The following is a 25,607-nucleotide window of genomic DNA, read 5'->3' as shown; positions in this document are numbered from 1 at the left end:
GGAGTACTCAGGATTTTCGCGAGCAAGGGCTAACCGCCCGCCTCGCCCCTACAAAGGAATTGAGAAATAGCGGCGCTGAGGTTGGCGCCGACAGTGGAACAACAATAAATAATCACTGTGAGGGCTACCCGATGTCAGAACATGCTCAACCCCTGGGCTCGGCGGTCAACACCGCCGTTACCCGCAACGACTCAAAGAAGGTCATCTTCGCCTCGTCCCTGGGGACGGTGTTCGAGTGGTATGACTTTTTCCTCTATGGCGCCCTCGCGGCGGTGATCAGCAAGCAGTTCTTTGCCGGGGTCAACGACACCACGGCGTTTATCTTTGCCTTGATGGCCTTTGCAGCCGGCTTTGTGGTGCGGCCGTTCGGCGCGCTGGTGTTTGGCCGCCTGGGCGACATGATCGGGCGCAAATACACCTTCCTCGTCACCATCATCTTGATGGGCGTGGCGACCTTCTGTGTCGGGCTGTTGCCGACCTACGCGAGCATCGGCATTGCGGCGCCGATCATCCTGATCGTGCTGCGCATGCTGCAAGGCCTGGCGCTGGGCGGTGAATACGGCGGCGCGGCGACCTACGTGGCGGAACATGCGCCTGCCGGCAAACGCGGCTTCCACACCAGCTGGATTCAATCCACTGCGACCCTCGGCCTGCTGCTGTCACTGCTGGTGGTGTTGGCCTGCCGTTACTTCACCGGTGACCAGTTCGAAGTGTGGGGCTGGCGTATTCCGTTCCTGTTCTCCATCGTGCTGTTGGGTATTTCCACCTGGATCCGCATGAGCCTGCATGAGTCGCCGGCGTTCCTCAAAATGAAAGAGGAAGGCAAGGCCAGCAAGTCGCCGATCCGCGATTCATTCGGCAAATGGGAAAACCTCAAGATCGTGCTGATCGCCCTGTTCAGCATCAACGGCGGCCAGGCGGTGACCTTCTACGCGGCGCAGTTCTATGTGCTGTTCTTCCTCACCCAGTTCCTGAAGATGGACCCGGCCCTGGCCAACATGCTGCTGATCATCAGCGTGGTGATCGGCGCGCCGTTCTTCATCTTCTTCGGCTGGCTGTCGGACAAGGTGGGCCGCAAGCCGGTGCTGATGCTAGGCCTGCTGCTGGCGACCGCGCTGTACTTCCCGATCTTCAAGAGCCTGGCGCACTACACCAACCCGGCGATGGACCAGGCCAGCAACCAGGCCCCGATCACCGTGCTGGCCGACCCGGCCACCTGCACCTTCCAGTTCGACCCGGTGGGCAAGGCGAAATTCGACAGCCCGTGCGACAAGGTCAAGACCTTCCTGGTCAAGCAGGGCCTGCCCTACAGCAGCGCCGCGGCACCGGCCGGCAGCCCGGTGCAGGTGAGCGTGGGCGACGTGCGTATCGAAGGGTTTGACGAAAAAGCCCTGCGTGGCGCCGTGACATTGGCCGGCTACCCGTCGTCGGCGGACGTTGCCCAGGTCAACAAGACCATGGTGGTGGTGCTGATCGTGGCGCTGATCCTGATCGCCGCCATGTGCTACGGCCCGCTGGCCGCGTTGATGGTGGAGTTGTTCCCGACCCGCATCCGCTACACCTCGATGTCCCTGCCCTACCACATCGGCAACGGCTGGTTTGGCGGGTTCCTGCCGACCGTGTCGTTCGCGCTGGTGGTGTACACCGGCGATATCTTCTACGGCCTGTGGTACCCGGTGGTGGTGACGGGGGTGAGCCTGATCGTGGGGCTGTTCTGCCTCAAAGAAACGCGGCATGTGGATATTGATAACAACTGACCCGATCTCCTGAACACTGGAGATCCCCTGTGGGAGCGGGCTTGCTCGCGAAGGCGGTGGATCAGTCACAGATGAGTTGACTGATACTCCGTATTCGCGAGCAAGCCCGCTCCCACATTTGTTTTGCGGTGACCACACAAATTGCTGTACATCCATACAGATAATGGTTGATCTAAGCGCTCCGACTGAGCATCCTGCAAGGCATCAACCCGATCTGATGTGATGACCATGCGGCTGTACCTCTGTGAAAAACCTTCCCAGGCCAAGGATATAGCGGCCGTACTCGGCGCCAGTCGTCGGGGCGATGGCTGCTGGCTGGGCAATGGCGTCACGGTCACCTGGTGCATCGGCCACCTGCTGGAAACCGCCCCGCCCGACGCCTACGACGAAAAGTACAAACGCTGGGTGCTGGCCGACCTGCCCATCGTCCCGGAAAAATGGAAGATGCGCGTCAAGCCCAAGACTGCCAGCCAGTTCAAGGCGGTCAAGCGTTTGCTGGGGGAAGCCCAGGAACTGGTGATCGCCACTGACGCCGACCGCGAAGGCGAGATGATCGCGCGTGAGCTGGTGGAGCATTGCCGCTATCGTGGGCCGATCCAACGGCTGTGGCTGTCAGCGCTGGACGACGCCTCCATCCGCAAGGCTTTAGCGGCCCTCAAGCCCGGTGCCGAAACCTTCAGCCTGTACCACTCGGCCTTGGGCCGTTCCCGCGCCGACTGGCTGATCGGCATGAACATGAGTCGCCTGTTTACCTTGCTGGGGCGCCAATCCGGTTATCAGGGCGTATTGCCTGTGGGTCGGGTGCAAACGCCGACCTTGCGCCTGGTGGTGGACCGCGACCGCAGCATTGCCGATTTTGTACCGGTGGCGTACTGGGCCATCGATGTCGATCTGCGCCACAACGCCATGACCTTCACCGCCCAGTGGCGCGCGGCCGAGGATGCCTGTGATGAGCAGGGCCGCTGCCTCAACCCGCAACTGGCGCGAGACGCCGCCGACGCCATGCGCAACGCCGCCACCGCGCGGCTGGTCAAGCTGCGTACCGAACGCATGCGCGAAGTGGCGCCCCTGCCCTTCGATCTCGGCACCCTGCAGGAAATCTGCTCTAAAAAACTCGGCCTCGGCGCCCAGGAAACCCTGGATATTGCCCAGTCGCTGTATGAAACCAACAAGGCCATCACCTACCCGCGCAGTGATTGCGGCTACCTGCCGTTGAGCCAGCACAGCGACGCGCCGAAGATTCTCGCTGCGTTGGGGCGTGCTGATACAGCGGTGAACGAGCTGATGCCGCATATCGACCCGCAGCGTCGCTCACGGGCATGGAATGACGCCAAGGTCAGCGCCCACCACGGCATCATCCCGACCGGCGCCGGCAAGGATGTGGCGCAACTCACCGGCAAGCACCGTGCGGTGTACACCCTGATTCGTGCACGCTACCTGGCGCAGTTCCTGCCCAACCATGAATACGATCGTACCCAGGCGGATTTCGACTGCGCGGGGCAAGCGTTGCGCGCAGTGGGCAAAGTCGTGATCGAAGCGGGCTGGAAACGCGCCTTGCCAGAAGCCCTGGCGCCGGCGAAAGGGCGTGAAGCGCCAGCCCCACAAGCGTTGCCGGCATTGGTGCAGGGCCAGGATTATGCCGTGGCCAAGGTCAACCTCAAGGACCTGTGGACCCAGCCGCCCAATCCCTTTACCGAAGGCGACCTGATCAAGGCGATGAAAAACGTCGCCAAGCTGGTGGAAGACCCACTGCTCAAGCAAAAACTCAAGGACACCACCGGCATCGGCACCGAAGCCACCCGCGCCGGCATCATCCAGGGCCTGTTGGACCGTGGCTACCTGGTGAAGAACGGCAAGGCGCTGTCGGCCACCCCGGCAGCGTTCAGCCTGATCGACGCCGTACCCCGCGCTATCGCAGACCCCGGCACCACGGCGATCTGGGAGCAGGCGCTGGACATGGTGCAAAGCGGCGAAATGAGCCTGGAAGAATTCGTGGCCAAACAGGCGGCCTGGATGAGCAAGCAGGTGGCACGCTGCAATGGCCTGCGCATGACCATCACCGGTGCGGCCAGCCCGGCAGGCCGAGGTGCCGCGCCTTGGAAAAAGAAGCGCAAAAGCGCACCACGTAAAGCGGGAGCCACTCCCAAACGGACGAAAAAGCCGACAACTGCGGGGTAAAACCCGAAAAAATCCGGCGAATGACGTTTTTCGACGGGTTTAGCGCCGCTTTGGACCTTGCCGCCGCGCGGGCCGTCTAGGATTCTGTAGGGGGAGCCTGACTAACCAACAAAAAAACCGGAGTGGCCGCCATGAAAACCGTTGCACAAGTGCTCAAAGCCAAGGACCAGAAAAACCAGGAAGTCCATGTCATCAAACACGACCACACCGTGTTTGAAGCACTGGTCCGGATGTCGGAGAAAAACGTCGGGGCCTTGCCGGTCGTCCAGGATGGCGTGGTGGTAGGCATCATCAGCGAGCGTGATTACGCCCGCAAAATCATGCTCAAGGGGCTGTCGTCGGTCACCACAAAGGTGCATGAGGTGATGAGCTCTCCGGTGATCACCGTCGACACCCATAAAAAGGTCGATGAGTGCATGAACATCATGACCGACAGTCACCTGCGCCACCTGCCGGTGGTCGAAGACGGCAAACTGTTGGGCCTGCTCTCCATCGGTGACTTGGTCAAAGAAGCCATTGCCGACCAGGCAGACCTGATCAAACAGCTGGAGCAGTACATCCGCGGCGAATAGGGGAACCCATGCTCGACACGCTGGAACATCAAGAGGACCACCTCGACACCCTGTACCGGGCCATGGCAAACCGGCGTTTTCTGGTGTTGACCGGTGCCGGGATCAGCACATCGTCGGGCATTCCCGATTATCGCGACAGCGAAGGCGTGCGTCGGGGCAAGGCGCCAATGATGTACCAGGAATTCCTCGCCACCCCGCAGGCGCGGCGCCGTTATTGGGCGCGAGCGATGTTGGGCTGGCCGAGGGTCCGCATTGCGCAACCGAACAAGGCGCACCTGGCCCTGGCGACGCTACAACAGCGCGAGCGCATCAGTGGGTTGATCACACAGAACGTCGACACCCTGCATGATCAGGCCGGCAGCCATGACGTGATCGAACTGCATGGCAGCCTGCACCGGGTGCTGTGCCTGGATTGCCAATTGCGCAGCCAGCGTGACGCAATCCAGCGACAGATGGAAATCGACAACCCCTATTTGGCGCAGGTCCACGCGGTGCAGGCACCGGATGGCGACACGCTGCTCGACCCTGCTTTTGAAGAACACTTCCAGGTCCCGCGCTGCCCCCATTGCGATGGCGAACGCTTGAAGCCGGATGTCGTGTTTTTTGGTGAGAACGTAGCGCCAGTGACAGCAGCCAGGGCGATGGCTGCGGTAGAGCATGCCGAGGGGTTGCTGGTGGTGGGCTCGTCGCTGATGGCCTACTCGGCGTTTCGCCTGTGCAAAGCCATGGTCGAACAGGGCAAACCGGTGATTGCCATCAATTTGGGCAAGACCCGAGGGGATGAGCTGTTACAGGTGAAGATCGAAGCTGAATGCGAGCGCTTGTTGCCCGTGCTGGCTGAGCGATTAACCTGATATCTGCCTGACTTGCACCTCCAGAAAATGACGCCCAAGTCACGTTTTCTCGCATTCTCCCGTCCCTACGGCGATTTATGTAGTGTTCAAAAATAATCACTACATAACCGTTGACGTAACCTTTTTGTCCTTGCATTATCGAGACGTCTCCCGGATCGGGAGCGTTGGCAACAAGCGTTTTGAACAAGCTCGTCTGACCGCCGAGCTGTTTTTTCCGGATGTGCACTGCCCATAAGGCGGATTGATGAAGCTGACCGGCCCGTAGGGCTCGGTACAAGGCGCTCAAATGCGACTTGTCTTCGTTATGAAAGCATTGCGTAGCAGTTCATCAGCAAGACTACATGCATCAGGTTCAAGACCCTGCCCGTATTCGGCAGACAGTCGCTGACGCCCGGTTTTCGCAACCGGAGACAACTAAAGATGTTTTAACGAACCAACTGATAGATCGCCAACTGGTCAAGGGGCTTACACATGAATCTGAACAACCAACCAACTATCGATGAATTGGCTGAGATGTTCGCAGCGCAGAAAGACACACTCGACGACCATATCCTGTGGATTGGCAAATCGGGCGAAGTCCAAATCGACTGCCTGGCGCCCCACACCGAAGAAGCCGAGTTCGACCGCAATAACCGTGAATTGGCGGCGCGCCTGAAGATGTACCGTCGCGGCCAGGGTTATGTCGGTAAGAAAGCGGCGGCCGATCGCAACTTTATCGAGCAGGTCTTCCACACACTTAATACCGAATGGCAGAACCTCAAAGGCCAATCGCACGTTAAAGTGATTGATAGATACTGCTGATAACACAGCATTGAATATTTAAGCCCGCTTGTTCATTCAAGCGGGCTTTTTAATGCCTGAGTTATAACAATGCCGGAAACCGCCCTTTTGCCGCTTCATCCCGGAAGATATCAAACAACACCTGCGCCGCCGCCGAAAGTTCATGCCCTGGCTTGGTCAGCACACCAATCGGCCGCTCGATCACCGGGTCGGTCAAGGTGATGCAGTGGGCGCCCGCCTCTTCCATCTGCCTTGCGCACAACGCCGGTACCGCGCTGACGCCCAAACCACTCGCTACCATCTTGCCCACTGTCGCCAGTTGATGACTTTCCAGGGCGACCGGTAGCTTCATCTGTAGCGCGCCCAAATGCTCCTCCAGCATGACCCGAACCGTCGACGGACGTTGCAAAGTGATGAACGGCTGTTCAAGCAAGGTTTTCCAATCGATTTCGGTACAGCCCGCCAAGGGCGAATCACCCGGAACCACCGCGATAAAGCGATCCAGGTACAAAGGCGTAAATGCCAGTGATGACCCCTCAGCCGGCTCGAACGCCACGCCCAACTCTACCTGCCGATCGCGCACCATCTCCAGCACCTGCTCATTGATCAGGTCATGCACGGTCACATTCACCTGAGGGTAACGCGCGCGGAATATCTTCAGGATCGGTGGCAGCAAATTGCCCGCAAACGAGGGCATCGCCGCGACAGTGACTCGCCCACGCTGCAAAGTGAAACGCTGGCGCAGTTCGTCTTCGGCGTTGTCCCAGTCGGCAATCAGCCGGCGCGCCAGGGGCAGCAAGGACTCGCCTTCGGGCGTCAGGGCAACGTTGCGAGTATTGCGGCTGAACAGGCGCCCGCCCAGGCCTTCTTCCAGGCCCTTGATGGTCAGGCTCAACGCCGATTGGGAAAGGTGCAAGCGCTCGCAGGCGGCGGCAAAACTCAGGCTCTGGGCCACGGCGAGAAACGCGCGCATCTGTTTAACGGTCATGACGCTACTCCAAACGGTCAGGCGACTATGCTGTTTTTTAAATCAATCAACCTTAAAAAACAACTTAACAAATCAATCAACCGGCGCAACACTCGGTTCATTGGCTGGCCCACAAACAATAAAAGAGGTGCATATGGCAGGTTTCGATAAACGCGTGGCGTCCTACGAGGAAGCACTGGCAGGCCTGGAAGACGGCATGACCGTACTCTCCGGTGGTTTTGGCCTGTGTGGCATTCCGGAAAACCTCATCGCCGAGATCAAACGCAAAGGCACCCGCGACCTGACTGTGGTTTCCAACAACTGCGGCGTCGACGGTTTCGGTTTGGGCGTACTGCTGGAAGAAAAACAGATCAGCAAGGTGATCGCCTCCTACGTCGGTGAAAACGCCCTGTTCGAGAAGCAATTGCTCAGCGGCGAAATCGAAGTGGTGCTGACGCCCCAAGGCACTCTGGCCGAGAAAATGCGTGCTGGCGGCGCCGGCATCCCGGCCTTTTTCACCGCCACCGGCGTCGGCACCCCGGTTGCCGAAGGCAAGGAAACCCGCGAGTTCAACGGTCGTCCGTACCTGATGGAAGAATCCATCACCGGCGACTTCGCCATCGTCAAAGGCTGGAAAGCCGACCACTTCGGCAACGTCATCTATCGCCACACCGCCCAGAATTTCAACCCGCTGGCCGCCACCGCCGGCAAGATCACCGTGGTCGAAGTCGAAGAAATCGTCGAACCGGGCGAGCTGGACCCGGCGCAGATCCACACCCCTGGCATCTACGTCGACCGGATCATCTGCGGCACGTTCGAGAAGCGCATCGAACAGCGCACCGTACGCAAATAATCCGCCCCCAGCCCGAACAATAAGGACACCTAAAATGGCTCTTACCCGCGAACAAATGGCTCAACGCGTCGCCCGCGAAATGCAGGACGGCTTCTACGTCAACCTCGGCATCGGCATCCCGACCCTGGTGGCCAATTACATCCCCGAAGGCATGGAAGTGATGCTGCAATCGGAAAACGGCCTGCTGGGCATGGGACCGTTTCCTACAGAAGAAACCATTGATGCCGACATGATCAACGCCGGCAAGCAGACCGTGACCGCACGCATCGGTGCGTCGATCTTCTCCTCCGCCGAGTCCTTCGCGATGATCCGTGGCGGCCACGTCGACCTCACCGTGCTTGGCGCATTTGAAGTAGACGTACAAGGCAACATCGCCTCATGGATGATCCCTGGCAAGCTGGTCAAAGGCATGGGCGGCGCCATGGACCTGGTGGCCGGTGCAGAAAACATCATCGTGATCATGACCCACGCGTCCAAGGACGGTGAGTCCAAGCTGCTCAGCCAGTGCAGCCTGCCGCTGACCGGCGCCAACTGCATCAAGCGTGTATTGACCGACCTCGCGTACCTGGAAATCGAAAATGGCGCTTTTGTCCTCAAGGAACGCGCACCTGGCGTCAGCGTTGAGGAGATTGTGAGCAAGACCGCCGGTAAACTGATCGTCCCGGACCACGTTCCAGAAATGCACTTCCAGTGAGGACAGATTCCATGCAAGACGTCGTGATTGTTGCTGCCACCCGCACCGCCGTGGGCAGCTTCCAGGGTTCTCTGGCGAATATTCCGGCACCGGAATTGGGCGCTGCCGTGATCCGTCGCCTGTTGGAACAGACTGGCCTGGACCCGGCCCAAGTGGATGAAGTGATCCTCGGCCAGGTACTCACCGCCGGCTCAGGCCAGAACCCGGCGCGCCAGGCCTCGATCCTCGCCGGCCTGCCCCACGCCGTGCCGAGCCTGACCCTCAACAAGGTCTGCGGCTCCGGCCTCAAGGCCCTGCACCTGGGCGCCCAGGCCATCCGTTGCGGCGATGCCGAAGTGATCATCGCCGGCGGCATGGAGAACATGAGCCTGGCCCCGTACGTACTGCCCGCCGCACGCACGGGTTTGCGCATGGGTCATGCCAAGATGATCGACAGCATGATCACCGACGGCCTGTGGGATGCATTCAACGACTACCACATGGGCATCACCGCCGAGAACCTGGTGGACAAGTACGGCATCAGCCGTGAAGCCCAGGACGCGTTCGCTGCTGCCTCTCAGCAAAAAGCCGCTGCTGCTATTGAAGCAGGCCGCTTTGTCGATGAGATCACCCCGATCTTGATTCCCCAGCGTAAAGGCGATCCAGTGGCCTTCGCCGTGGATGAACAGCCTCGCGCCGGCACCACTGCCGAGTCCCTGGCCAAACTGAAACCGGCGTTCAAAAAGGACGGCAGCGTCACCGCCGGCAACGCCTCCAGCCTCAACGACGGCGCCGCCGCCGTACTGCTGATGAGCGCCGACAAGGCCAAGGCCCTCGGCCTGCCGGTACTGGCGCGTATCGCCAGCTACGCCAACGCGGGCGTCGACCCAGCCATCATGGGCATCGGCCCGGTCTCGGCGACCCGTCGCTGCCTGGACAAAGCCGGCTGGAGCCTGGGCGACCTGGACCTGATCGAAGCCAACGAAGCCTTCGCCGCGCAATCCCTGGCGGTGGGCAAAGAGCTGGAATGGGACGCAGAGAAGGTCAACGTCAACGGTGGCGCCATCGCCATCGGCCACCCGATCGGCGCCTCAGGCTGCCGCGTGCTGGTGACCCTGCTGCATGAAATGATCAAACGTGATGCCAAGAAAGGCCTGGCAACGCTGTGCATCGGTGGCGGCCAGGGTGTCGCGCTGGCGCTCGAACGCGCTTGACTGTAGGAGCGCGCTTGCTCGCGAAGAATCTACAGGCGCTGAGTTCTGCCAGAAGAGCTGCGTTATCGTTAGCGATCTTCGCGAGCAAGCTCGCTCCTACAGAAAAGCAATAAAGGGCAACATTGAGAGGGCCTGGTTCCACGAAAACCAGGCCTTTTCTTTATGGTTTTCACTGAGGTTGCGGCACCGCAAACACCGCATTCGCCCGCGCCACCACTCTCTCCCCCACCTGCAAGCTCACCGTGGCAAACGCCATCTGCCGCCCCCGCTTGTGATGCTCCAACCGCACCACAATCCACTCCCCCACCTGCACCGCCCCCAGGTAGTCCAAGGTCATGCTCGCAGTAATCAACGGCAGCGGCGGCTGGCTGGAAAACGCCATGGCATACCCCATGCCGATATCCGCCAGGGTCGCCAACACCCCGCCATGCACGGTACCGCGCCCATTGGCGTGGCGATTGTCGGCGCGCAGGCCGATTTCCAGTTGCAGGCCCTCCCCTCGGCAATAGGCCGGGCCGAGCAGATCAAGCAATGGGCTGCTGCGGGGCAATGAAACAAAACCTTCAGGTACGGCGTGAATGATCATGGCGGACTCTTCCCTGGAGTGAAGGTTAAGATGTACGCCTGGACGCCGGCAGCGGCCATTACCATCCACCGCGCAAATCCCGCGCGATGCTTTGCGTTAATCCACCAGACCCGCTTTAACCTGGTGGACGGCCTGTGGCGAGCGGGCTTGTCGAATCGTCGCACCGCCCGCGTTGGGCTGCGAAGCAGCCCCCAAAAGAGCCGCCGAGTGATACCTGATACACCGCATTCTCTTTGAATGGGGCTGCTTCGCAGCCCAACGCAGGCGGTGCGACAAGCCCTCTCGCCACAAGAAACCTGCTCATCACAGCAAGTCCGCTCGCCACAAAGCTGATCAGCGCTTCATGCACCGCTGATAACGTTCATCCACCCGTTTGGCGAACCAGGCGGTAGTGAGATTGCGGGTGATTTTGGGACTCTTGAGCACGATGCCCGGCAGGATCGCCCGTGGCATCGGCTTGCCCGCCGCCTTGTCGGCCAGGGCAAACACGCGCTTGTAGAGCGTGGTGTCTTCAAAGTCCAGCTGCTCGCCCTGCTCCAGTTGGCTGCGGATGCTGGGGTTGCGCATATCCAGCTTTGCGCCCAGCGAACGCACTGCCAACTCGGTAGTGCCGGGCAACAACGAGCCGTAGCGAATCAAATCCCCATCCAATGCCAGTTCTTTGCCCGAGGCACGGCTGACGGCGGCCTGGAACGCGGCATTGCGGCTGGCGTACCAGCCGGCGTTGAAATCGGCAAAGCGATACAACGGCTGGTCATAGTTCACCGGATAACCGAGCAAATGCGCGATGCCGAAGTACATGCCGCCCCGGCGGGTGAACACTTCGCGGCGAATGCTGCCGTCCACCGTGTAGGGATAACCTCGCGCCTGTTTCTGCGCAAAGTCGATACTCACCTGCATCGGCCCTGCGGTATGCACCGGGTTGAAACCACCAAACAGCGTGTTTCCCAGAGGCACCATGCTGATGAAGTCATCGAAGATGCCGCTCAGGTCTTTCTCCGTGCGCGCTGCGCTCAGGCGATCAGCGTAAGTCTTGCCGGTGGGCGAACGCAGTTGCAGCGCGCTGCGTACGACAAACGCCGGCACATGGACTTTTCCTGCACGCCGCAGGATTTCATCCTGCGCGATCTTGCCCATATTCGGCACGGGTGGGTCCACTTGGTAAGTGGACTCCTGCTCGGTGACCGCGAGCACAGCGCAGATGTTTTCCGTGCTGGGATAGATTTTCTGGGTATCGAAGGCGGTGTAGATGTCCTGGGCCCACCCCGTGCGGTCGGACACCTGGGCCGGCAGCAGCCGCACGATCTGCGTCTTCACTTCGGCTTCGCTGCGCTCCGGCTGCTGCGCGTTGCGTGAAGTGGAGCAACCAGCCAGCACCAGCAAAGTGGCAAAACAGAGGATCAGGCGGCTTGAATGCATGGGACTTCCTTGGATGAAAGCGGGCCGGATAGTGCAGATATCGACCGGTAAGTGTAAGCAGGGTTCGCCCCGCAGGTACCCTCGCCAGTCACCCGCAAACGTGACAGGATCTGTCATCGACCATTCGTACACGGAGTTTGAATGCCATGCTCAGCCTCAACTTCCTTATCACCTGCCTGATTGTCGTGCTGATTCCCGGCACCGGCGTGATCTTTACCGTGTCCACCGGCCTCGCCGCCGGCAAGCGCGCCAGTGTGTTCGCCTCGTTGGGCTGTACCGCAGGGATCATCCCGCATTTGCTCGCGTCGGTTCTCGGCCTCTCGGCCTTGTTGCACACCAGCGCGTTGGCGTTCGAAATGTTGAAGTACGCAGGCGCCGCCTACCTGTTGTACGTAGCGTATGCCACCTGGCGGGATCGCTCGGCCTTTGCGGTCAGCGACACACCGACTCACACAGGTGCCCGGACACTGATGTTGCGCGGCCTGCTGATGAACATTCTCAACCCGAAGCTGACCATCTTCTTCCTGGCGTTCCTGCCCCAGTTCATTACACCAGGCAACACGGCGCCCGCCCTGCAGATGTTGGTGCTGAGCGCTGTGTTCATGGCAATGACGTTTGTGGTGTTCGTGGCCTATGGCCTGCTAGCCAATGTGTTTCGGCGTGCCGTGATCGAGTCACCACGGGTGCAGAACTGGCTGCGCCGCAGCTTTGCGGCGGCCTTTGCGGGGTTGGGGTTGAATCTGGCGTTTGCGCAACGCTGAAGGCAGCATTGCGCAAACGCCCCTCAATCAGATCCCGGCCAACGCCAGGTCCATTGCAAAGTAGGTGAAGATCAAGTCCGCACCCGCGCGCTTGATCGACCCCAATGTCTCGCGCACCACACGATCCTCGTCAATCGCGCCCGCCTGGGCGCCGAACTTGATCATCGCGTACTCGCCGCTCACCTGATACGCCGCCACGGGCAGGCGCGAGGCTTCGCGGATGTCGCGGATGATGTCGAGGTAGGCTCCGGCTGGCTTGACCATCAACGCGTCCGCGCCTTCCTGCTCGTCCAGCAACGACTCACGCACGGCTTCACGGCGGTTCATCGGGTTCATCTGGTAGCTTTTGCGGTCGCCTTTGAGCGCGCTGCCGCCGGCTTCGCGGAACGGGCCGTAGAGGGCCGAGGCGAATTTGGTCGAGTAAGCCATGATCGGGATATGGGTGAAGCCGGCGTCATCCAGGGCGCGGCGAATCGCCTGGACCTGGCCGTCCATCGCCGCCGAGGGTGCGATCACATCGGCACCGGCGCGGGCCGCCGCCACGGCTTGTTTGCCGAGGTTGACCAGGGTCGCGTCATTGTCGACATGGGCGCCGTGCATCACGCCGCAATGGCCGTGGTCGGTGTATTCGCAGAAGCAGGTGTCGGACATCACGATCATTTCCGGCACGGCGTCCTTGATGATCGAGGACATGCGCGAGACCAGGCCGCGTTCCTTCCAGGTGTCGCTACCGCTGGCGTCCAGGTGGTGCGACACGCCAAAGGTCATCACCGACTTGATGCCGGCGCGGGCATAGCGCTCAATCTCGCCGGCCAGTTTCTTCTCAGGGATGCGCAACACGCCGGGCATGCTGGTGATCGGCACGAAGTCGTCGATTTCTTCTTCGACGAAGATCGGCAGCACCAGATCATTGAGGGTGAATTCGCTTTCCTGGAACAAACCACGCAGCTCCGGGGAGCGGCGCAGGCGGCGTGGGCGGGCTTGGGGGAACTGGCTGGTCATGGCTTTCCTATCAAAAGGCAGAAATCTTTGGGGCGAAAGCTTATGCCCCTTGGCCCCGGCAGCACAAACGTCGAGGGGCCAATAGTGTATTGCGCCGCCCGTAACAATTCATTGATCTAGAGCTGCAGTCGCCCTTCGATACACACCGCCACAGCGCCACCCACCCAGATTTCATCACCCTGGCGCTCGACTCGAATGCGCCCCGCCCTTCCGATGGCCGTGCCCTGACTGACCACATAGCGCTCAGGCGCCAGGCCTTCGGCCAGCAGCCATTGGGCGACGCCAGCGTTCAGGCTGCCGGTGGCCGGGTCCTCCTGGGCGCCGTCACCCGCAATGAAGGCGCGGACTTCAAACTGTGCGTCTACATCGTCCCGCGTGGGATCGCAGGGGGCGATTACACCCACCGCCAAACCGAGCATTTGCGAATAGTCCGGTTGCAGGTCCAATACTTGATTACGGTCCGACAGCATCACCGCTAGCCATCCCGCACCGTTGTCGACCCACTGGCTACGCACGATGGCGTCGGGCGCCAAGCCCAGCGCGACACGCAGGCGCTCGACCAACGAGGCCTCCAGCGCCCCTGAACGCAACAACGGCGGCGCGATAAATGCCAACTCATCGCCTTGGCGACGGATCCGTACCAGGCCAATTTCGCACTCCTGGATGATCTCCTCATCTTTCGCAATCCCGCCGGCTTGCAGCCACGCATGGCAACTGCCCAGCGTGGGGTGCCCGGCAAACGGCAGTTCCGTCAAGGTGGTAAAGATTCGTACCCGGTAGTCAGCCCTGGGATCACGCGGTGTCAGCAAAAACGTGGTTTCGCTGAGGTTGGTCCAATTGGCGAAGTCCGCCATCTGCTGATCCGTCAAGCTGTCGGCGCCAAACACCACTGCCAGCGGGTTGCCTTTGAGCGCCACGCGACTAAACACGTCCACCTGTTTGAAATCAAAAGTCGGCATGCTTCACCTCGGAATATTAAGGCCACGGATCACGGCCGGCCTTGCGACAAAACCGTCCAGCGCGCGCAACACATTAGGGAAGTCGGCAATGCCCACCAGGTCACCCGACTCGTAGAAGCCGATCAGGTTGCGGACCCACGGGAAGATCGCGATGTCGGCAATGCTGTACTCATCGCCCATGATCCAGGTGCGGCCCAGCAGGCGTTTCTCCAGCACCTCCAGCAAGCGCCGGGATTCGGCGGCGTAACGGTCGCGGGGGCGCTTGTCTTCGTAGGCCTTGCCGGCGAATTTGTTGAAGAACCCCAACTGGCCAAACATCGGCCCGATACCGCCCATCTGGAACATCAACCATTGGATCGTTTCATAGCGGGTGGCCGGGTCTTCGGACAGCAACCGGCTGGTTTTTTCCGCCAGGTAGATCAGGATCGCTCCGGACTCGAACAGCGCCAATGGGTGACCGCTGGGGCCATTGGGGTCGATGATTGCGGGGATCTTGTTGTTGGGATTCAGGGACATGAATTCCGGCGACAACTGGTCCTGGGTCTCGAAACTGATCGTGTGCGCTTCATAGGGCAGACCCAGCTCTTCGAGCATGATCGACACTTTGACCCCGTTGGGCGTCGGCAAGGAGTACAGTTGCAGACGCTCGGGATGCTGGGCGGGCCATTTGCTATTAATCGGGAAAGCGGCGATTGGGTTCATCGGGAAGCCCCAGGTAGGTGCAGGAAGCCCATGATAGTCATCTGGCCGATGTCCTGCATGGGTCATCAATACGCAACAACTGCGGGCTATTCTCCCGCGTGGGCGAACCAATACGCCCTTGCGCACTCGAAAGTGCGTTCAAACGGTGAAAGGAGGCACCTCGCTATTGCGACAGGGAACACCGCAGCACGCCGCAGGCGTCGCTGGGCCGGGCTTGTCCGCCTTAACCCGATGCACTGAAGACTCGACACTAATGACAATCAAGCCTCTGTGCCTTGCTAGACGCCTCAAACGATATTCATACATTTTGTTGCCAGTACTGCTGGTCGGCGGCGCTATCGATCTGACCCTGGAATCGCGCATCAGCAATGCCGACCAGGTAGACGGCGTGCAAACCCTGGTCTTCCTGCGCCACGGTGAAAAACCCGCGGGTGGCCTGGGCCAACTCAATTGCCAGGGCCTCAACCGGGCGATGAACCTCGCAACAGTACTGCCGGAGCGGTTCGGCAAAGCCAACTTCGTCTTCGCCGCCAACCCGACGCGTAATGTGGAAGAAGGTGAGTTTGACAATTCCTACAGCTATATTCGCCCCCTGATGACCATCAGCCCCAGCGCCATCAAGTTGGGCCTGCCGGTGAACATCAAGTTTTCAGCGAATGACACCAGCGCCCTCGCCGACGAACTGGTGGAAGCCAAATACCACAACTCCATCATCTACACCGCCTGGTCCCACGGTTATCTGCCGGAATTGATCAACAAGGTGGCGAGCGAAGCGTCGGGCGAAAAGCACACCATCACCGACGACTGGTCCGGCAGCGACTACGATACGCTCTACGTGCTGACCCTGACCTGGCACAACGGCAAGGCTTCGCTGCTGAGCCGCAACTACAAGCAAGGCTTGAACGACGGCAACGAAAGCTGCCCTGAACCGACACAGGTGAGTGCCGACAGCTGACAGCGTATGATGCGCCGCTCTCGACTCATCTGCGGATCATCACCATGCCCAACCTCACTCCTTCCCAGCCCGGCCGTGGCTGGGCGTTCTGGTGGAAGCCCGCGCTGTTCCTGCTGGTCGCCTGCGTCGGGCTCTACTACGTAAAGTGGTCGCCCTACTACCTCAAGGCCTTTGTCGCCGCGGATAGCCACAGCATCGGCGCATCGATCCTCAACGACCAGCAAAGCGCGCCCCTGGCTGCCGCACTGGCCTACGCCCAGGTGTATTTCCTGGCGATCTGGAAAGCCGCCGTGCTGGCGGTGATTCTCGGCTCGCTCCTGCAAGTGCTGGTTCCACGGGACTGGCTGCTGCGTCTGTTCGGACGTGCCGGGCTCGGCTCGACGTTACGCGGCGGCCTGTTCGCCTTGCCGGGCATGATGTGCAGCTGCTGCGCGGCACCGGTCGCGGCGGGCATGCGCCGCCAACGGGTATCGGTGGGCGCGGCGTTGGCGTTCTGGATCGCCAACCCGGTGCTCAACCCGGCAACTCTGGTATTCATGGGCTTTGTGCTGGGCTGGGGCTTCACCGCACTCCGGCTGGTGGCGGGCATTGTGCTGGTCGTCGGAGTGTCGCTGGTGGCGCAACGTATTGCCGGTCCGGAGCAGGTGCCGGAAGCGGCGCTGGATGCGGTGGCCGAAGCCAGCGTCGTGGAGTCGCAACCGTTCTTGAGTCGCTGGGCGCGCACCTTGTGGCAGCTGTTCTGGAGCACGATTCCGATCTACATCCTGGCGGTATTGATACTGGGCGCGGCGCGGGTCTGGCTGTTTCCTCATGTGGATGGCGCCATGACCAACAGCCTGGTGTGGCTGGTGCCGCTGGCGATTGTCGGCACATTGTTCGTGATTCCCACCGCCGCAGAGATCCCTATCGTACAAACCATGATGGCCCTGGGCATGGGCACCGGCCCGGCCGTGGCCTTGCTAATGACCCTGCCCAGCGTGAGCCTGCCGTCACTGCTGATGCTGCGCAAGGATTTCGATACGCGCGTACTGGTGACGGTGGCCGGGCTGACGATGCTGGTGGGGCTGGCTTGCGGCTTGATCGGCGCCGCTATCCTTTAGCCTGGGCGCGCTCGCGCAGATACGCCACCACGGCGCCCTGCTCGCCCGCAAACTCGATACGTGCGCCTTTGCTTTCACGTTGGAAGGCGTACATCGGATCGTAATATTCCCTGAGTAATCCTTCGATCCAGGCCCGGTGCAGGTCCACTGCACCACTGCGGGCCTGTTCTACGAGGGCGTCCTGCAAGATCCCCTGCAACCGCTGGTAACGCTCACCGCCCAGGCGCTTGTGGATATTGGCCAGACTCTGGGTCAGGCGCTCGGCGAACAATGTCTGGCCGTGCTCGCCAAACACCGCGACGAACTCTGCACACAAGTCCACGACGTAATCGCGCAGGATCCGCTCGACTCGGCCCTCCACGCTGTCTTCCAACCACACCATCGGGAACGACTGCATACCCTTGTGCAACGGCAGTGGCAACGCGCAACTGCCGATCATGCGGCTTTCGTCCTCGACCACAAAATGCTCGATACCGGCGGCGCGTTGCTTCAACAGGTCCACCGCCAGGCGGTTTTCAAAATCGATGTTGGACGGCTGCGCCGTGGCGCGCTTGCCGAAGCTGGAACCACGATGGTTGGCGTGGCCTTCCAGGTCCAGGGCGTTGCTCAATTGGCCAAGCACTTCGGTCTTGCCGGTGCCGGTCATGCCGCCGAGCAACACAAAATCACACTGGGCCGCAGCCTGCTCAACGGTCTCCAGCAAAAAGCTGCGCATGGCCTTATAGCCACCGCCCACACGCGGGTACTCGATACCTGCCTCGGTCTTCAGCCACTGCTGCACGATCTGCGAACGCAGCCCTCCTCGGAAACAGTAGAGGTAGCCATCGGGGTTGGCCTGGGCGAAACGCGCCCATTGTTCGATGCGCTCGGCCTTGATTGCGCCGGACACCAGTTCATGTCCGAGCACGATGGCCGCCTGCTGGCCTTGCTGTTTGTAGCAGGTGCCGACCCGCTGGCGCTCGTCATCGGTCATCAGCGGTAGATTGACTACACCTGGAAAGGCGCCTTTGACGAACTCGACCGGCGCACGGGTATCCATCATCGGCCGGTCGTTGAGAAAGATGTCGCGGTAGTCGGTGATATCAGTCGCCATCAAATCACCTCAACCGCGTGGGTCTGTCGCTCGACCAGTTCGCCGATAGGCTTCAGGACCAGGCCCAGTTCAGCCGCCACAGTGTGGAATTCGGCATCGCCCTCGGGCGTGACGGCGATCAACAGACCGCCGCTGGTCTGCGGGTCGCACAGCACACGCTTGTGCAGTTCCTGAAGACGTCCGAGTTTGCTTGAATAGCTGTCGAAGTTGCGCAACGTACCGCCGGGCATGCAGCCCTGATCCAGATAATCTTCGATCCCGGCTAAGCGAGGGACATTGTTGTACTCGATGCGCGCCGTCAGGCCGCTGCCATCGGCCATTTCCACCAAGTGGCCCAACAGCCCGAAACCGGTGACATCGGTCATCGCCGTCACCCCCGCCAACTTGCCGAAACGACTGCCGGGCTTGTTCAGGGTGCACATCCAGTCCCGGGCCATGCCGATATCTGCTTCGCGCAATTTGCCCTGCTTCTCGGCGGTAGTGAGGATGCCGATGCCCAGAGGCTTGGTCAGGTACAGCCGGCAACCGGCGCTGGCCGTGTCGTTGCGCTTCATATGGCGCTTTTGCACGAGGCCGGTCACTGCCAGCCCGAAGATGGGCTCCGGGGCATCGATCGAGTGGCCGCCCGCCAGGGGAATACCGGCTTCGTCGCACACGGAACGGCCGCCACGGATCACCTCGCGGGCAATCTCCGGCGCCAGCACATTCACCGGCCAACCCAGAATGGCGATGGCCATCAACGGATCGCCGCCCATGGCGTAGATGTCACTGATGGCGTTGGTGGCGGCAATCCGGCCGAAATCGAAGGGGTCATCGACAATCGGCATGAAAAAGTCGGTGGTGGAGACCACGCCGCGCTCATCATCAATGGCGTACACCGCCGCATCGTCGCGTGAAGCATTGCCCACCCACAGCTTGGGGTCGAGGTGCTGTGCGCCGCTACCGGCAAGGATCACCTCCAATACCTGGGGCGATATCTTGCAGCCACACCCCGCGCCGTGACTGTACTGGGTAAGACGAATCGGCTCGTTCATGTAGGACCTCACGCTATCAAGTGCGCGAATTCTAACAGACAGCAAAAGGCCGGCTGGACTCTTGTGAGCGCAGCCGGCCTTTTGGTTTCAGCCGTTATTGCCGGGCAGCCAGCAAACGCTTGTGGCGGTTACGGCGGGCAATGTTCAAACATTCGATCGCCGCCGAGAACGCCATGGCTGCGTACACGTAGCCTTTAGGCACATGGGCGCCGAAGCCTTCGGCGATCAACGTCATACCGATCATGATCAGGAAGCCCAGGGCCAACATCACCACGGTCGGGTTGTCGTTGATGAACTTGGCCAACGGCTCGGCGGCCACCAGCATCACGATCACCGAGGTCACCACGGCAATGATCATGATCGGCAAGTGCTCGGTCATGCCCACGGCGGTGATGATGCTGTCGATGGAGAACACCAGGTCGAGCAACAGGATCTGGCCGATGGCCGCAGCGAAGCCGATGGCCACGACGTTGCCAGCGCTGGTTTCCTTCTCTTCCGGCTCCGGGTCCATGCTGTGATGGATCTCGGTGGTTGCCTTCCACACCAGGAACAGGCCACCGGCGATCAGGATCATGTCCTTCCACGAGAACGCCTGGCCAAACACTTCAAATACCGGCGCGGTCAACTGCACGATGAACGCGATGGTGCTCAACAGGCCCAGACGCAGCACCAACGCCATGCTGATACCGATGCGTCGAGCCTTGGCCCGATGCTGCTCCGGCAGCTTGTTGGTGAGGATCGAGATGAAGATCAGGTTATCGATGCCCAGCACGATCTCCATGACGATCAAGGTCGCCAGGGCAACCCAGGCGGTGGGGCTGGCGGCCAGTTGTAAAAGGTAATCCATAGGTCAGTCCTGACGTTCTTCGTGAATAAAAAGTGCGGGGAAATTAGGCTTCTTTGCTAGAAGATTCGCTTTCTTTGTCTTCCTGATCATCCTTTTTCTGCGGGTTGATCAGGCCGTTGGTCGCTTCACTCAATGCCTGCTCGGCCGCCTTGTGGGTGTCATCGATGGCTTGCTTGGCCGATTCGGTGGCCTTGCCCAATACCTGCTGCGCGCTTTTCTCGACCTGATCGCAGCCGCTGATCACTACCAATGAAAGCGCAAGCAACGATGCCATGCCCAGGGAATTGAGTTTCATGATGTCTTCCTCGTTAGAACCATTGGGTCCAAATAGTGGCCCCGCGATAGCGAGGCATTCTATGCAGGTGGACAGTTCAGGAAAATTCGTATTTTTCTCGCGTATACTTCGATTTTCACGAAGTGACGGTGGCCATGCTCAATTACCGACAACTGCACTACTTCTGGGTGGTGGCCAAGACCGGCAGCATCGTGCGCGCGTGTGAGCAGCTTAACCTCACGCCCCAGACCATCAGCGGGCAGATCAGCCTGTTGGAGCAAACCTTTGGTATCGCGCTGTTTCAGCGCGTCGGCCGTCAGTTGGAACTGACCGAAGCCGGGCGCCAGGCCCTGCCCTACGCCGAGCAGATGTTCCAGACCGGCAATGAATTGGAGGCCATGCTGCGCGCGCAGCCCGATGAACAGCAGATTCTGTTCCGCGTCGGCGTGGCGGATGTGGTGCCCAAGTCCATCGTTTACCGGCTGATCGCGCCGACCATGGAGTTGAGCGAGCCGATCCGTATCACCTGCCGCGAAGACAAGCTCGAACGCCTGCTGGCCGACCTGGCCATCCAGCGCCTCGACCTGGTGATTTCCGATAGCCCCATGCCTACACACCTGGACATCAAGGGCTACAGCCAGAAGTTAGGGGAATGTGGCATCAGCTTTTTCGCCACCCAGGCGTTGGCTGACGCATACGGCGGGGATTTCCCACAGTGCCTGCACGGCGCGCCGCTGTTGATTCCAGGCGCAGAAACCGTGGTGCGCAGCCGTTTGCAGCGCTGGTTTGCCGAACAGCAGATCCAGCCAAAGATCATCGGCGAGTTCGACGACAGCGCCTTGATGCAGGCCTTCGGCCAATCCGGCAGCGGGATTTTTATCGCCCCCAGCGTGATTGCCGAAGAGGTGGTGCGCCAGTACGGCGTGGCGCTGATTGGCCAGACCGTGGCGGTGACCGAGTCGTTCTACGCGATCTCGGTGGAGCGCAAGGTCAAGCACCCCGGCATCGTGGCGATTACCGAAGGTGCCAGGCGCGAGTTGTTCACCACCCTGCCCTGACGGCTCAGGCCTGGGAGGCGACCGGTTGCTTGGCAGTCATCAACCACAACGCCAGCAGGATCGACACCAGGATAAACCCGGAAGCGGCAAAGCCCAGGCTGCCCAGGCCGAGGGTATCGATCACATGGCCACCCACCAGGGCGCCCAGGCCGATGCCCAGGTTGGCCCCGGCGATGTTCAGCGATGCGGCAAATGCCGGCGCATGGGGTGCGGCTTTCATCAAGCGCACATGGCTGACCAGAAACATCGCCGCCTGGGTCACGCCCCACACGGCCATCGCCGCCGCCAGGCCAAGGGTGGAGTGGATCGCCGGTACCACCGCCACCATGCCCGCAATCATGAAGCCGCAGAACACCATCGACGCGATCAACGGGTGGCGATCCACCGCACGCCCGCCCAACGAATTGCCAATCAGCCCGACCGCACCGAAGCCCATCAGGCACCAGCCCACCAACGTACCGTCGAAACCGGCCAGGCGTTCCAGGATGTCAGCCAGGTAGGTGTACGCCGTGAACATGCCGCTGAACACCAGGATCGACAACAGGATATGGCCCTGCATCAGTGGGTTGCGCAGGATCTTGAACTGCGAGCGCAGCGTCACTTCAGCGTTCTTCGGTTGGGTCACCGGCAGGTAGATAAACAGTAGCAAGGCCTTGGCCAAGGCCACCACCGCGAGGATGGCAAACGCGCTGCGCCAGCCGAACATATCGGAAATCAGCGTGCCCACCGGAATGCCGAAGACCGTGGCACACACGATCCCGAAGCCGATCTTCTCGATGGCACGCCCGGCGAATTCGGGGCCGACAATGTCCACCGCCGTTTCGCTGGCCAAGGCCCAGAACACCGGCAGGCCCAGGGCCGGGATCAACCGCGCCACGGCCATCACCCAGATATTCGGCGCCAGCGCCGCCACGGTATTGGCCACGCCGAACATGATCAGGATGCTGATAAACAGCCGCTTGCGTGGGAAGCGCGCGCAGTAGGCCGTCAGAAACGGACCAAAGGCCGCCACGGTAAATGCGAACAAGGTCACCAGCAGCCCGGCCTGGGACACACTCACATTCAGGTCCCGGGCGATGGACGGCAGCAGGCCGACGATGACGAATTCCGTGGTCAGCACGGTAAAGCCGGCGGCCGACAGCAGCAGGATGGGAAACAACATGAAAACTCCAGAAACGACGACATCAACGACAACCCGAAGGGCGCGCTGAAGGATTAGGAAAGATGAGAGGACGGAATGTTAACAGGATTTTGCAAAGACTGGGGTGGGCGGGTGACGCAATGCCGCACCGCCGGGGACATTTCCTACAGCATGCTAGACTTCGCGATCCGCGTCCTACAGCCCTTTCTGCCTGTGCCGCCGTGCCTCCAAAAACTAGAGACAAGTGTTTATGACTGCTGCCCCTTCCCTCCTGCAACGACTGGCCCGCGTCAGCCTGGTCACGCAAATCGTCATCGGCCTGATCGCCGGCATCCTGCTGGCCTTGCTGTTGCCCGAGGCGGCCAAGGCCACCGGTTTTATCGGCAAGGTGTTCGTCGCCGCGCTCAAGGCCGTGGCGCCGATTTTGGTGTTTGTGCTGGTGATGGCGTCGATCGCCAACCATAAGCACGGCCAGGAAACCCATATCAAGCCGATCCTGTTCCTGTACCTGCTGGGCACCTTTGCCGCCGCCGTGGTCGCGGTGATTGCGAGCATGTGGTTCCCCTCCTCGCTGGTGCTGGCAACCCACGACGCAATGGTGACCGCGCCCGGCGGCATTGGTGAAGTGCTGCAAAGCCTGTTGTTAAGCGTGGTGGACAACCCGGTCAGCGCACTGATGAATGCCAACTTCATCGGCATCCTGGCCTGGGCCATCGGCATGGGCATAGCCATTCGCCATGCCGGCGAAACCACCCGCACCGTGCTCGACGACCTGTCCAACGGCGTCACGCTGATCGTGCGGGTGGTGATCCGCTTTGCGCCGCTGGGCATTTTCGGCCTGGTGGCCTCGACCCTGGCCACTTCCGGCTTCGGCGCCCTGCTCGGCTATGCTCACTTGCTGGTAGTGCTGATCGGCTGCATGCTGTTCGTGGCGCTGGTGGTCAACCCGGCCATCGTGTTCTGGAAACTGCGCCGCAACCCGTATCCCTTGGTGTTGATGTGCCTGCGCGAAAGCGGGATCACCGCGTTCTTCACCCGCAGTTCGGCGGCGAACATCCCGGTCAACCTGGCCTTGAGCAAACGCCTGGGCCTGCATGAGGACACCTACTCGGTGTCAATCCCACTCGGTGCCACCATCAACATGGCCGGCGCCGCGATCACCATCACTGTACTGACCCTGGCCGCCGTGCACACCTTGGGCATTGCCGTCGACCTGCCCACCGCCGTGCTGCTCAGTGTGGTCGCGGCCGTCTGCGCCTGCGGTGCTTCCGGCGTGGCGGGCGGTTCGCTGCTGTTGATCCCGCTGGCGTGCAGCCTGTTTGGCATTCCCAGCGAGATCGCCATGCAAGTCGTCGCCGTGGGTTTCATCATCGGCGTGCTGCAGGATTCGGCGGAAACCGCGCTGAACTCGTCCACCGATGTGCTGTTCACCGCCGCCGCCTGCCTGGGCAAGGAAGAACAGCCGGCTTAAGCCGCCCGCCACAAAAAAGCCCGGGGGCGTTCTTCAGTGAACGACCCCGGGCTTTTTTGTGACTGGATGCTTAGAAAGCGCCCATGTAATCACGCTTGCCCACTTCCACGCCGTTGTGGCGCAGCAGCGCGTAGGCGGTGGTGACGTGGAAGAAGAACTGCGGCAGGCCGTAGGTCAGCAGGTAGGACTGGCCGCTGAAGCGCTTCTCTTTCGGTGTGCCTGGGCGCGTGACGATCTCGATGCCTTCCTTGCCGTCGACTTGCTCGGGCTGGATGGTGTCGACAAAGGCCAGCACTTTGGCGATCAGCGCTTGCAGGTCAGCGAAGGTGACTTCGGTATCTTCATATTTCGGCACTTCGATTTCGGCCAGGCGTGCAGAAACGCCCTTGGCGAAGTCGACGGCGATCTGCACCTGGCGCACTAGCTGGAACATGTCCGGGAACAGGCGCGCTTGCAGCAAGGCGTTAGGCTCGATGTTCTTGGCGGTGGCATGGGCTTCGGCCTTGGCCAGCACACCACTCAGAGCGGTGAGCATTTGCTTGAAGACGGGGATGGAGGCGGCGTACAGGGAAATAGTCATGGCAGTCTCTGGGTAATGTCACGGTTTGAACCAGCGGCGATTATAGCCATGCCCGCCGCTTGTCTTTTATTTTTTCCGGCTTACGCTAGGCACTTCACTGCATAGGGAAAGCGCGATGACCGCCGAGCACGACACCGAGACCCCTGAGCCGCGCCTGAACAGCACGGAAATCCGCATCCTGGGCTGCCTGATCGAAAAGCAGGCGACCAACCCGGAAACCTATCCCCTGACCCTCAATGCCCTGGTACTGGCCTGCAACCAGAAGACCAGCCGCGAGCCGGTCATGACCCTCAGCCAGGGCCAGGTCGGCCAGAGCCTGCGTGCTCTGGAAGGCCAGGGCTTCACCCGCCTGGTGATGGGCAGCCGTGCAGACCGCTGGGAACATCGTGTGGACAAGGCGCTGGAGCTGGTGCCGGCCCAGGTGATCCTCACCGGGCTGCTGTTCTTGCGAGGACCGCAGACCGTCAATGAGCTGCTGACCCGCAGCGGACGCATGCATGACTTCGAAGATGCCGAGCAGGTGGTGCATCAACTGGAGCGCTTGATTGCCCGCGGGCTGGCGTTGCTGGTGCCGCGCCAGGCCGGGCAGCGCGAAGACCGCTACACCCATGCGCTGGGCGATCCGGCAGACATCGAGACAATCCTCGCGGCACGGGGCAACCCCGTGGAACGCGGGGCTGGCGTTTCAGCGGACCGGATCGAAGAACTGGAAGCGCGGATTGCAGCGCTTGAAGAGCGCCTGGCCCAGTTGGAACAGGGCTGAAGGTGCTGCGCAGC

The 25,607-nt window shown here is 60.9% G+C and carries 26 protein-coding genes; 14 read left to right on the top strand and 12 right to left on the bottom strand.

The window, feature by feature from the left end:
* Positions 1-131: 131 nt before the first annotated feature.
* The 5 genes from HX793_RS12265 (at position 132) to HX793_RS12245 (ending at position 6,162) form a co-directional block, all read left to right on the top strand.
* The gene (locus HX793_RS12265; RefSeq protein ID WP_256348360.1) at positions 132-1,757 is read left to right on the top strand and encodes an MFS transporter; all 1,626 of its coding nucleotides are present in this window, start codon (positions 132-134) and stop codon (positions 1,755-1,757) included.
* Positions 1,758-1,985: 228 nt separating this feature from the next.
* Entirely contained in the window at positions 1,986-3,935 is a 1,950-nt protein-coding gene (locus HX793_RS12260; protein ID WP_177095605.1) for a DNA topoisomerase III, read from the top strand.
* 131 nt (positions 3,936-4,066) lie between these two features.
* Complete coding sequence (locus tag HX793_RS12255) at positions 4,067-4,507, top strand: CBS domain-containing protein (RefSeq protein ID WP_016977364.1); 441 nt, start codon at positions 4,067-4,069, stop codon at positions 4,505-4,507.
* 8 nt (positions 4,508-4,515) lie between these two features.
* A complete protein-coding gene (locus HX793_RS12250; RefSeq protein ID WP_016977363.1) occupies positions 4,516-5,361 on the top strand; it encodes an NAD-dependent protein deacetylase in 846 nt (281 codons plus the stop codon).
* A 471-nt stretch (positions 5,362-5,832) separates the two neighbouring features.
* Positions 5,833-6,162, top strand: coding sequence for a hypothetical protein (locus HX793_RS12245; protein ID WP_016977362.1), 330 nt, complete (start codon positions 5,833-5,835; stop codon positions 6,160-6,162).
* 61 nt (positions 6,163-6,223) lie between these two features.
* Here the strand turns inward: HX793_RS12245 and HX793_RS12240 are convergent, their stop codons facing one another.
* Positions 6,224-7,129, bottom strand: coding sequence for a LysR family transcriptional regulator (locus HX793_RS12240; protein ID WP_177052896.1), 906 nt, complete (start codon positions 7,127-7,129; stop codon positions 6,224-6,226).
* Between the two features lie 133 nt (positions 7,130-7,262).
* On the opposite strand from HX793_RS12240, the gene HX793_RS12235 reads away from it, so the two are divergent.
* From HX793_RS12235 to HX793_RS12225, 3 genes are read left to right on the top strand one after another with little or no spacing between them, the layout of a single operon-like run.
* Complete coding sequence (locus tag HX793_RS12235; protein WP_010211319.1) at positions 7,263-7,961, top strand: CoA transferase subunit A; 699 nt, start codon at positions 7,263-7,265, stop codon at positions 7,959-7,961.
* A gap of 34 nt (positions 7,962-7,995) precedes the next feature.
* Positions 7,996-8,655 carry a CoA transferase subunit B gene (locus HX793_RS12230; RefSeq protein ID WP_003211625.1) on the top strand — a complete coding sequence of 220 codons (660 nt, stop codon included), beginning with the start codon at positions 7,996-7,998 and terminating at the stop codon, positions 8,653-8,655.
* An 11-nt stretch (positions 8,656-8,666) separates the two neighbouring features.
* Entirely contained in the window at positions 8,667-9,848 is a 1,182-nt protein-coding gene (locus HX793_RS12225) for an acetyl-CoA C-acetyltransferase (RefSeq protein ID WP_177052897.1), read from the top strand.
* A 169-nt stretch (positions 9,849-10,017) separates the two neighbouring features.
* On the opposite strand, the gene HX793_RS12220 is transcribed toward HX793_RS12225, so the two are convergent.
* Together HX793_RS12220 and HX793_RS12215 are read right to left on the bottom strand one after the other, a co-directional pair.
* A complete protein-coding gene (locus HX793_RS12220; RefSeq protein WP_177060198.1) occupies positions 10,018-10,434 on the bottom strand; it encodes a PaaI family thioesterase in 417 nt (138 codons plus the stop codon).
* 333 nt (positions 10,435-10,767) lie between these two features.
* Positions 10,768-11,853, bottom strand: a complete 1,086-nt coding sequence (locus HX793_RS12215) for a DUF1615 domain-containing protein (RefSeq protein ID WP_177060196.1) — start codon at positions 11,851-11,853, stop codon at positions 10,768-10,770.
* A 146-nt stretch (positions 11,854-11,999) separates the two neighbouring features.
* On the opposite strand from HX793_RS12215, the gene HX793_RS12210 reads away from it, so the two are divergent.
* Complete coding sequence (locus HX793_RS12210; RefSeq protein WP_177052900.1) at positions 12,000-12,614, top strand: LysE family translocator; 615 nt, start codon at positions 12,000-12,002, stop codon at positions 12,612-12,614.
* A gap of 27 nt (positions 12,615-12,641) precedes the next feature.
* Here the strand turns inward: HX793_RS12210 and hemB are convergent, their stop codons facing one another.
* The 3 genes from hemB to HX793_RS12195 form a co-directional block, all read right to left on the bottom strand.
* Positions 12,642-13,616, bottom strand: a complete 975-nt coding sequence (gene hemB, locus HX793_RS12205; protein ID WP_016977356.1) for a porphobilinogen synthase — start codon at positions 13,614-13,616, stop codon at positions 12,642-12,644.
* Positions 13,617-13,732: 116 nt separating this feature from the next.
* Entirely contained in the window at positions 13,733-14,575 is an 843-nt protein-coding gene (locus HX793_RS12200; RefSeq protein ID WP_177060194.1) for a PhzF family phenazine biosynthesis protein, read from the bottom strand.
* A gap of 3 nt (positions 14,576-14,578) precedes the next feature.
* Entirely contained in the window at positions 14,579-15,277 is a 699-nt protein-coding gene (locus HX793_RS12195) for a glutathione S-transferase N-terminal domain-containing protein (protein WP_177060192.1), read from the bottom strand.
* A 253-nt stretch (positions 15,278-15,530) separates the two neighbouring features.
* Here HX793_RS12195 and HX793_RS12190 point away from each other — a divergent pair, with 253 nt between their 5' ends.
* The gene (locus HX793_RS12190) at positions 15,531-16,232 is read left to right on the top strand and encodes a hypothetical protein (protein WP_016977353.1); all 702 of its coding nucleotides are present in this window, start codon (positions 15,531-15,533) and stop codon (positions 16,230-16,232) included.
* A 44-nt stretch (positions 16,233-16,276) separates the two neighbouring features.
* Positions 16,277-17,332, top strand: coding sequence for a permease (locus tag HX793_RS12185; protein WP_177052901.1), 1,056 nt, complete (start codon positions 16,277-16,279; stop codon positions 17,330-17,332).
* On the opposite strand, the gene mnmH is transcribed toward HX793_RS12185, so the two are convergent.
* The 4 genes from mnmH to HX793_RS12165 all read right to left on the bottom strand — a co-directional run bounded on the left by mnmH (position 17,322) and on the right by HX793_RS12165 (position 20,601).
* Positions 17,322-18,425 carry a tRNA 2-selenouridine(34) synthase MnmH gene (mnmH, locus tag HX793_RS12180; protein ID WP_177052902.1) on the bottom strand — a complete coding sequence of 368 codons (1,104 nt, stop codon included), beginning with the start codon at positions 18,423-18,425 and terminating at the stop codon, positions 17,322-17,324. The genes HX793_RS12185 and mnmH overlap by 11 nt on opposite strands.
* Positions 18,425-19,459 (bottom strand): selenide, water dikinase SelD, encoded by a 1,035-nt coding sequence (gene selD, locus HX793_RS12175; protein ID WP_177060190.1) that lies wholly within the window; start codon positions 19,457-19,459, stop codon positions 18,425-18,427. Before selD ends, mnmH begins: the two co-directional genes overlap by 1 nt.
* A 94-nt stretch (positions 19,460-19,553) precedes the next feature.
* Entirely contained in the window at positions 19,554-20,306 is a 753-nt protein-coding gene (locus HX793_RS12170; RefSeq protein ID WP_010211333.1) for a TerC family protein, read from the bottom strand.
* A 43-nt stretch (positions 20,307-20,349) separates the two neighbouring features.
* On the bottom strand, positions 20,350-20,601 hold the full coding sequence (locus tag HX793_RS12165) for a hypothetical protein (RefSeq protein ID WP_177052903.1): 252 nt from the start codon (positions 20,599-20,601) through the stop codon (positions 20,350-20,352).
* Between the two features lie 134 nt (positions 20,602-20,735).
* Between HX793_RS12165 and nhaR the strand changes: the two genes are divergently transcribed.
* A complete protein-coding gene (gene nhaR, locus HX793_RS12160; RefSeq protein WP_177095602.1) occupies positions 20,736-21,638 on the top strand; it encodes a transcriptional activator NhaR in 903 nt (300 codons plus the stop codon).
* Between the two features lie 4 nt (positions 21,639-21,642).
* Here the strand turns inward: nhaR and HX793_RS12155 are convergent, their stop codons facing one another.
* On the bottom strand, positions 21,643-22,800 hold the full coding sequence (locus HX793_RS12155; RefSeq protein WP_178905511.1) for an MFS transporter: 1,158 nt from the start codon (positions 22,798-22,800) through the stop codon (positions 21,643-21,645).
* A 229-nt stretch (positions 22,801-23,029) separates the two neighbouring features.
* On the opposite strand from HX793_RS12155, the gene sstT reads away from it, so the two are divergent.
* Positions 23,030-24,250 carry a serine/threonine transporter SstT gene (gene sstT / locus HX793_RS12150; protein ID WP_016977346.1) on the top strand — a complete coding sequence of 407 codons (1,221 nt, stop codon included), beginning with the start codon at positions 23,030-23,032 and terminating at the stop codon, positions 24,248-24,250.
* A gap of 70 nt (positions 24,251-24,320) precedes the next feature.
* Here sstT and HX793_RS12145 read toward each other — a convergent pair whose 3' ends face one another.
* Positions 24,321-24,830, bottom strand: coding sequence for a DUF1993 domain-containing protein (locus HX793_RS12145; RefSeq protein ID WP_016978105.1), 510 nt, complete (start codon positions 24,828-24,830; stop codon positions 24,321-24,323).
* Positions 24,831-24,945: 115 nt separating this feature from the next.
* Between HX793_RS12145 and HX793_RS12140 the strand changes: the two genes are divergently transcribed.
* Positions 24,946-25,593 carry a YceH family protein gene (locus HX793_RS12140; RefSeq protein WP_095016893.1) on the top strand — a complete coding sequence of 216 codons (648 nt, stop codon included), beginning with the start codon at positions 24,946-24,948 and terminating at the stop codon, positions 25,591-25,593.
* The last annotated feature ends 14 nt before the right edge of the window (positions 25,594-25,607 follow it).

Source organism: Pseudomonas reactans, from assembly GCF_013387025.1.
GTDB classification, from domain to species: domain Bacteria; phylum Pseudomonadota; class Gammaproteobacteria; order Pseudomonadales; family Pseudomonadaceae; genus Aquipseudomonas; species Aquipseudomonas reactans.
Note: the sequence above shows the minus strand (reverse complement) of the source record. Positions and strands in the feature narration are given on the sequence as shown.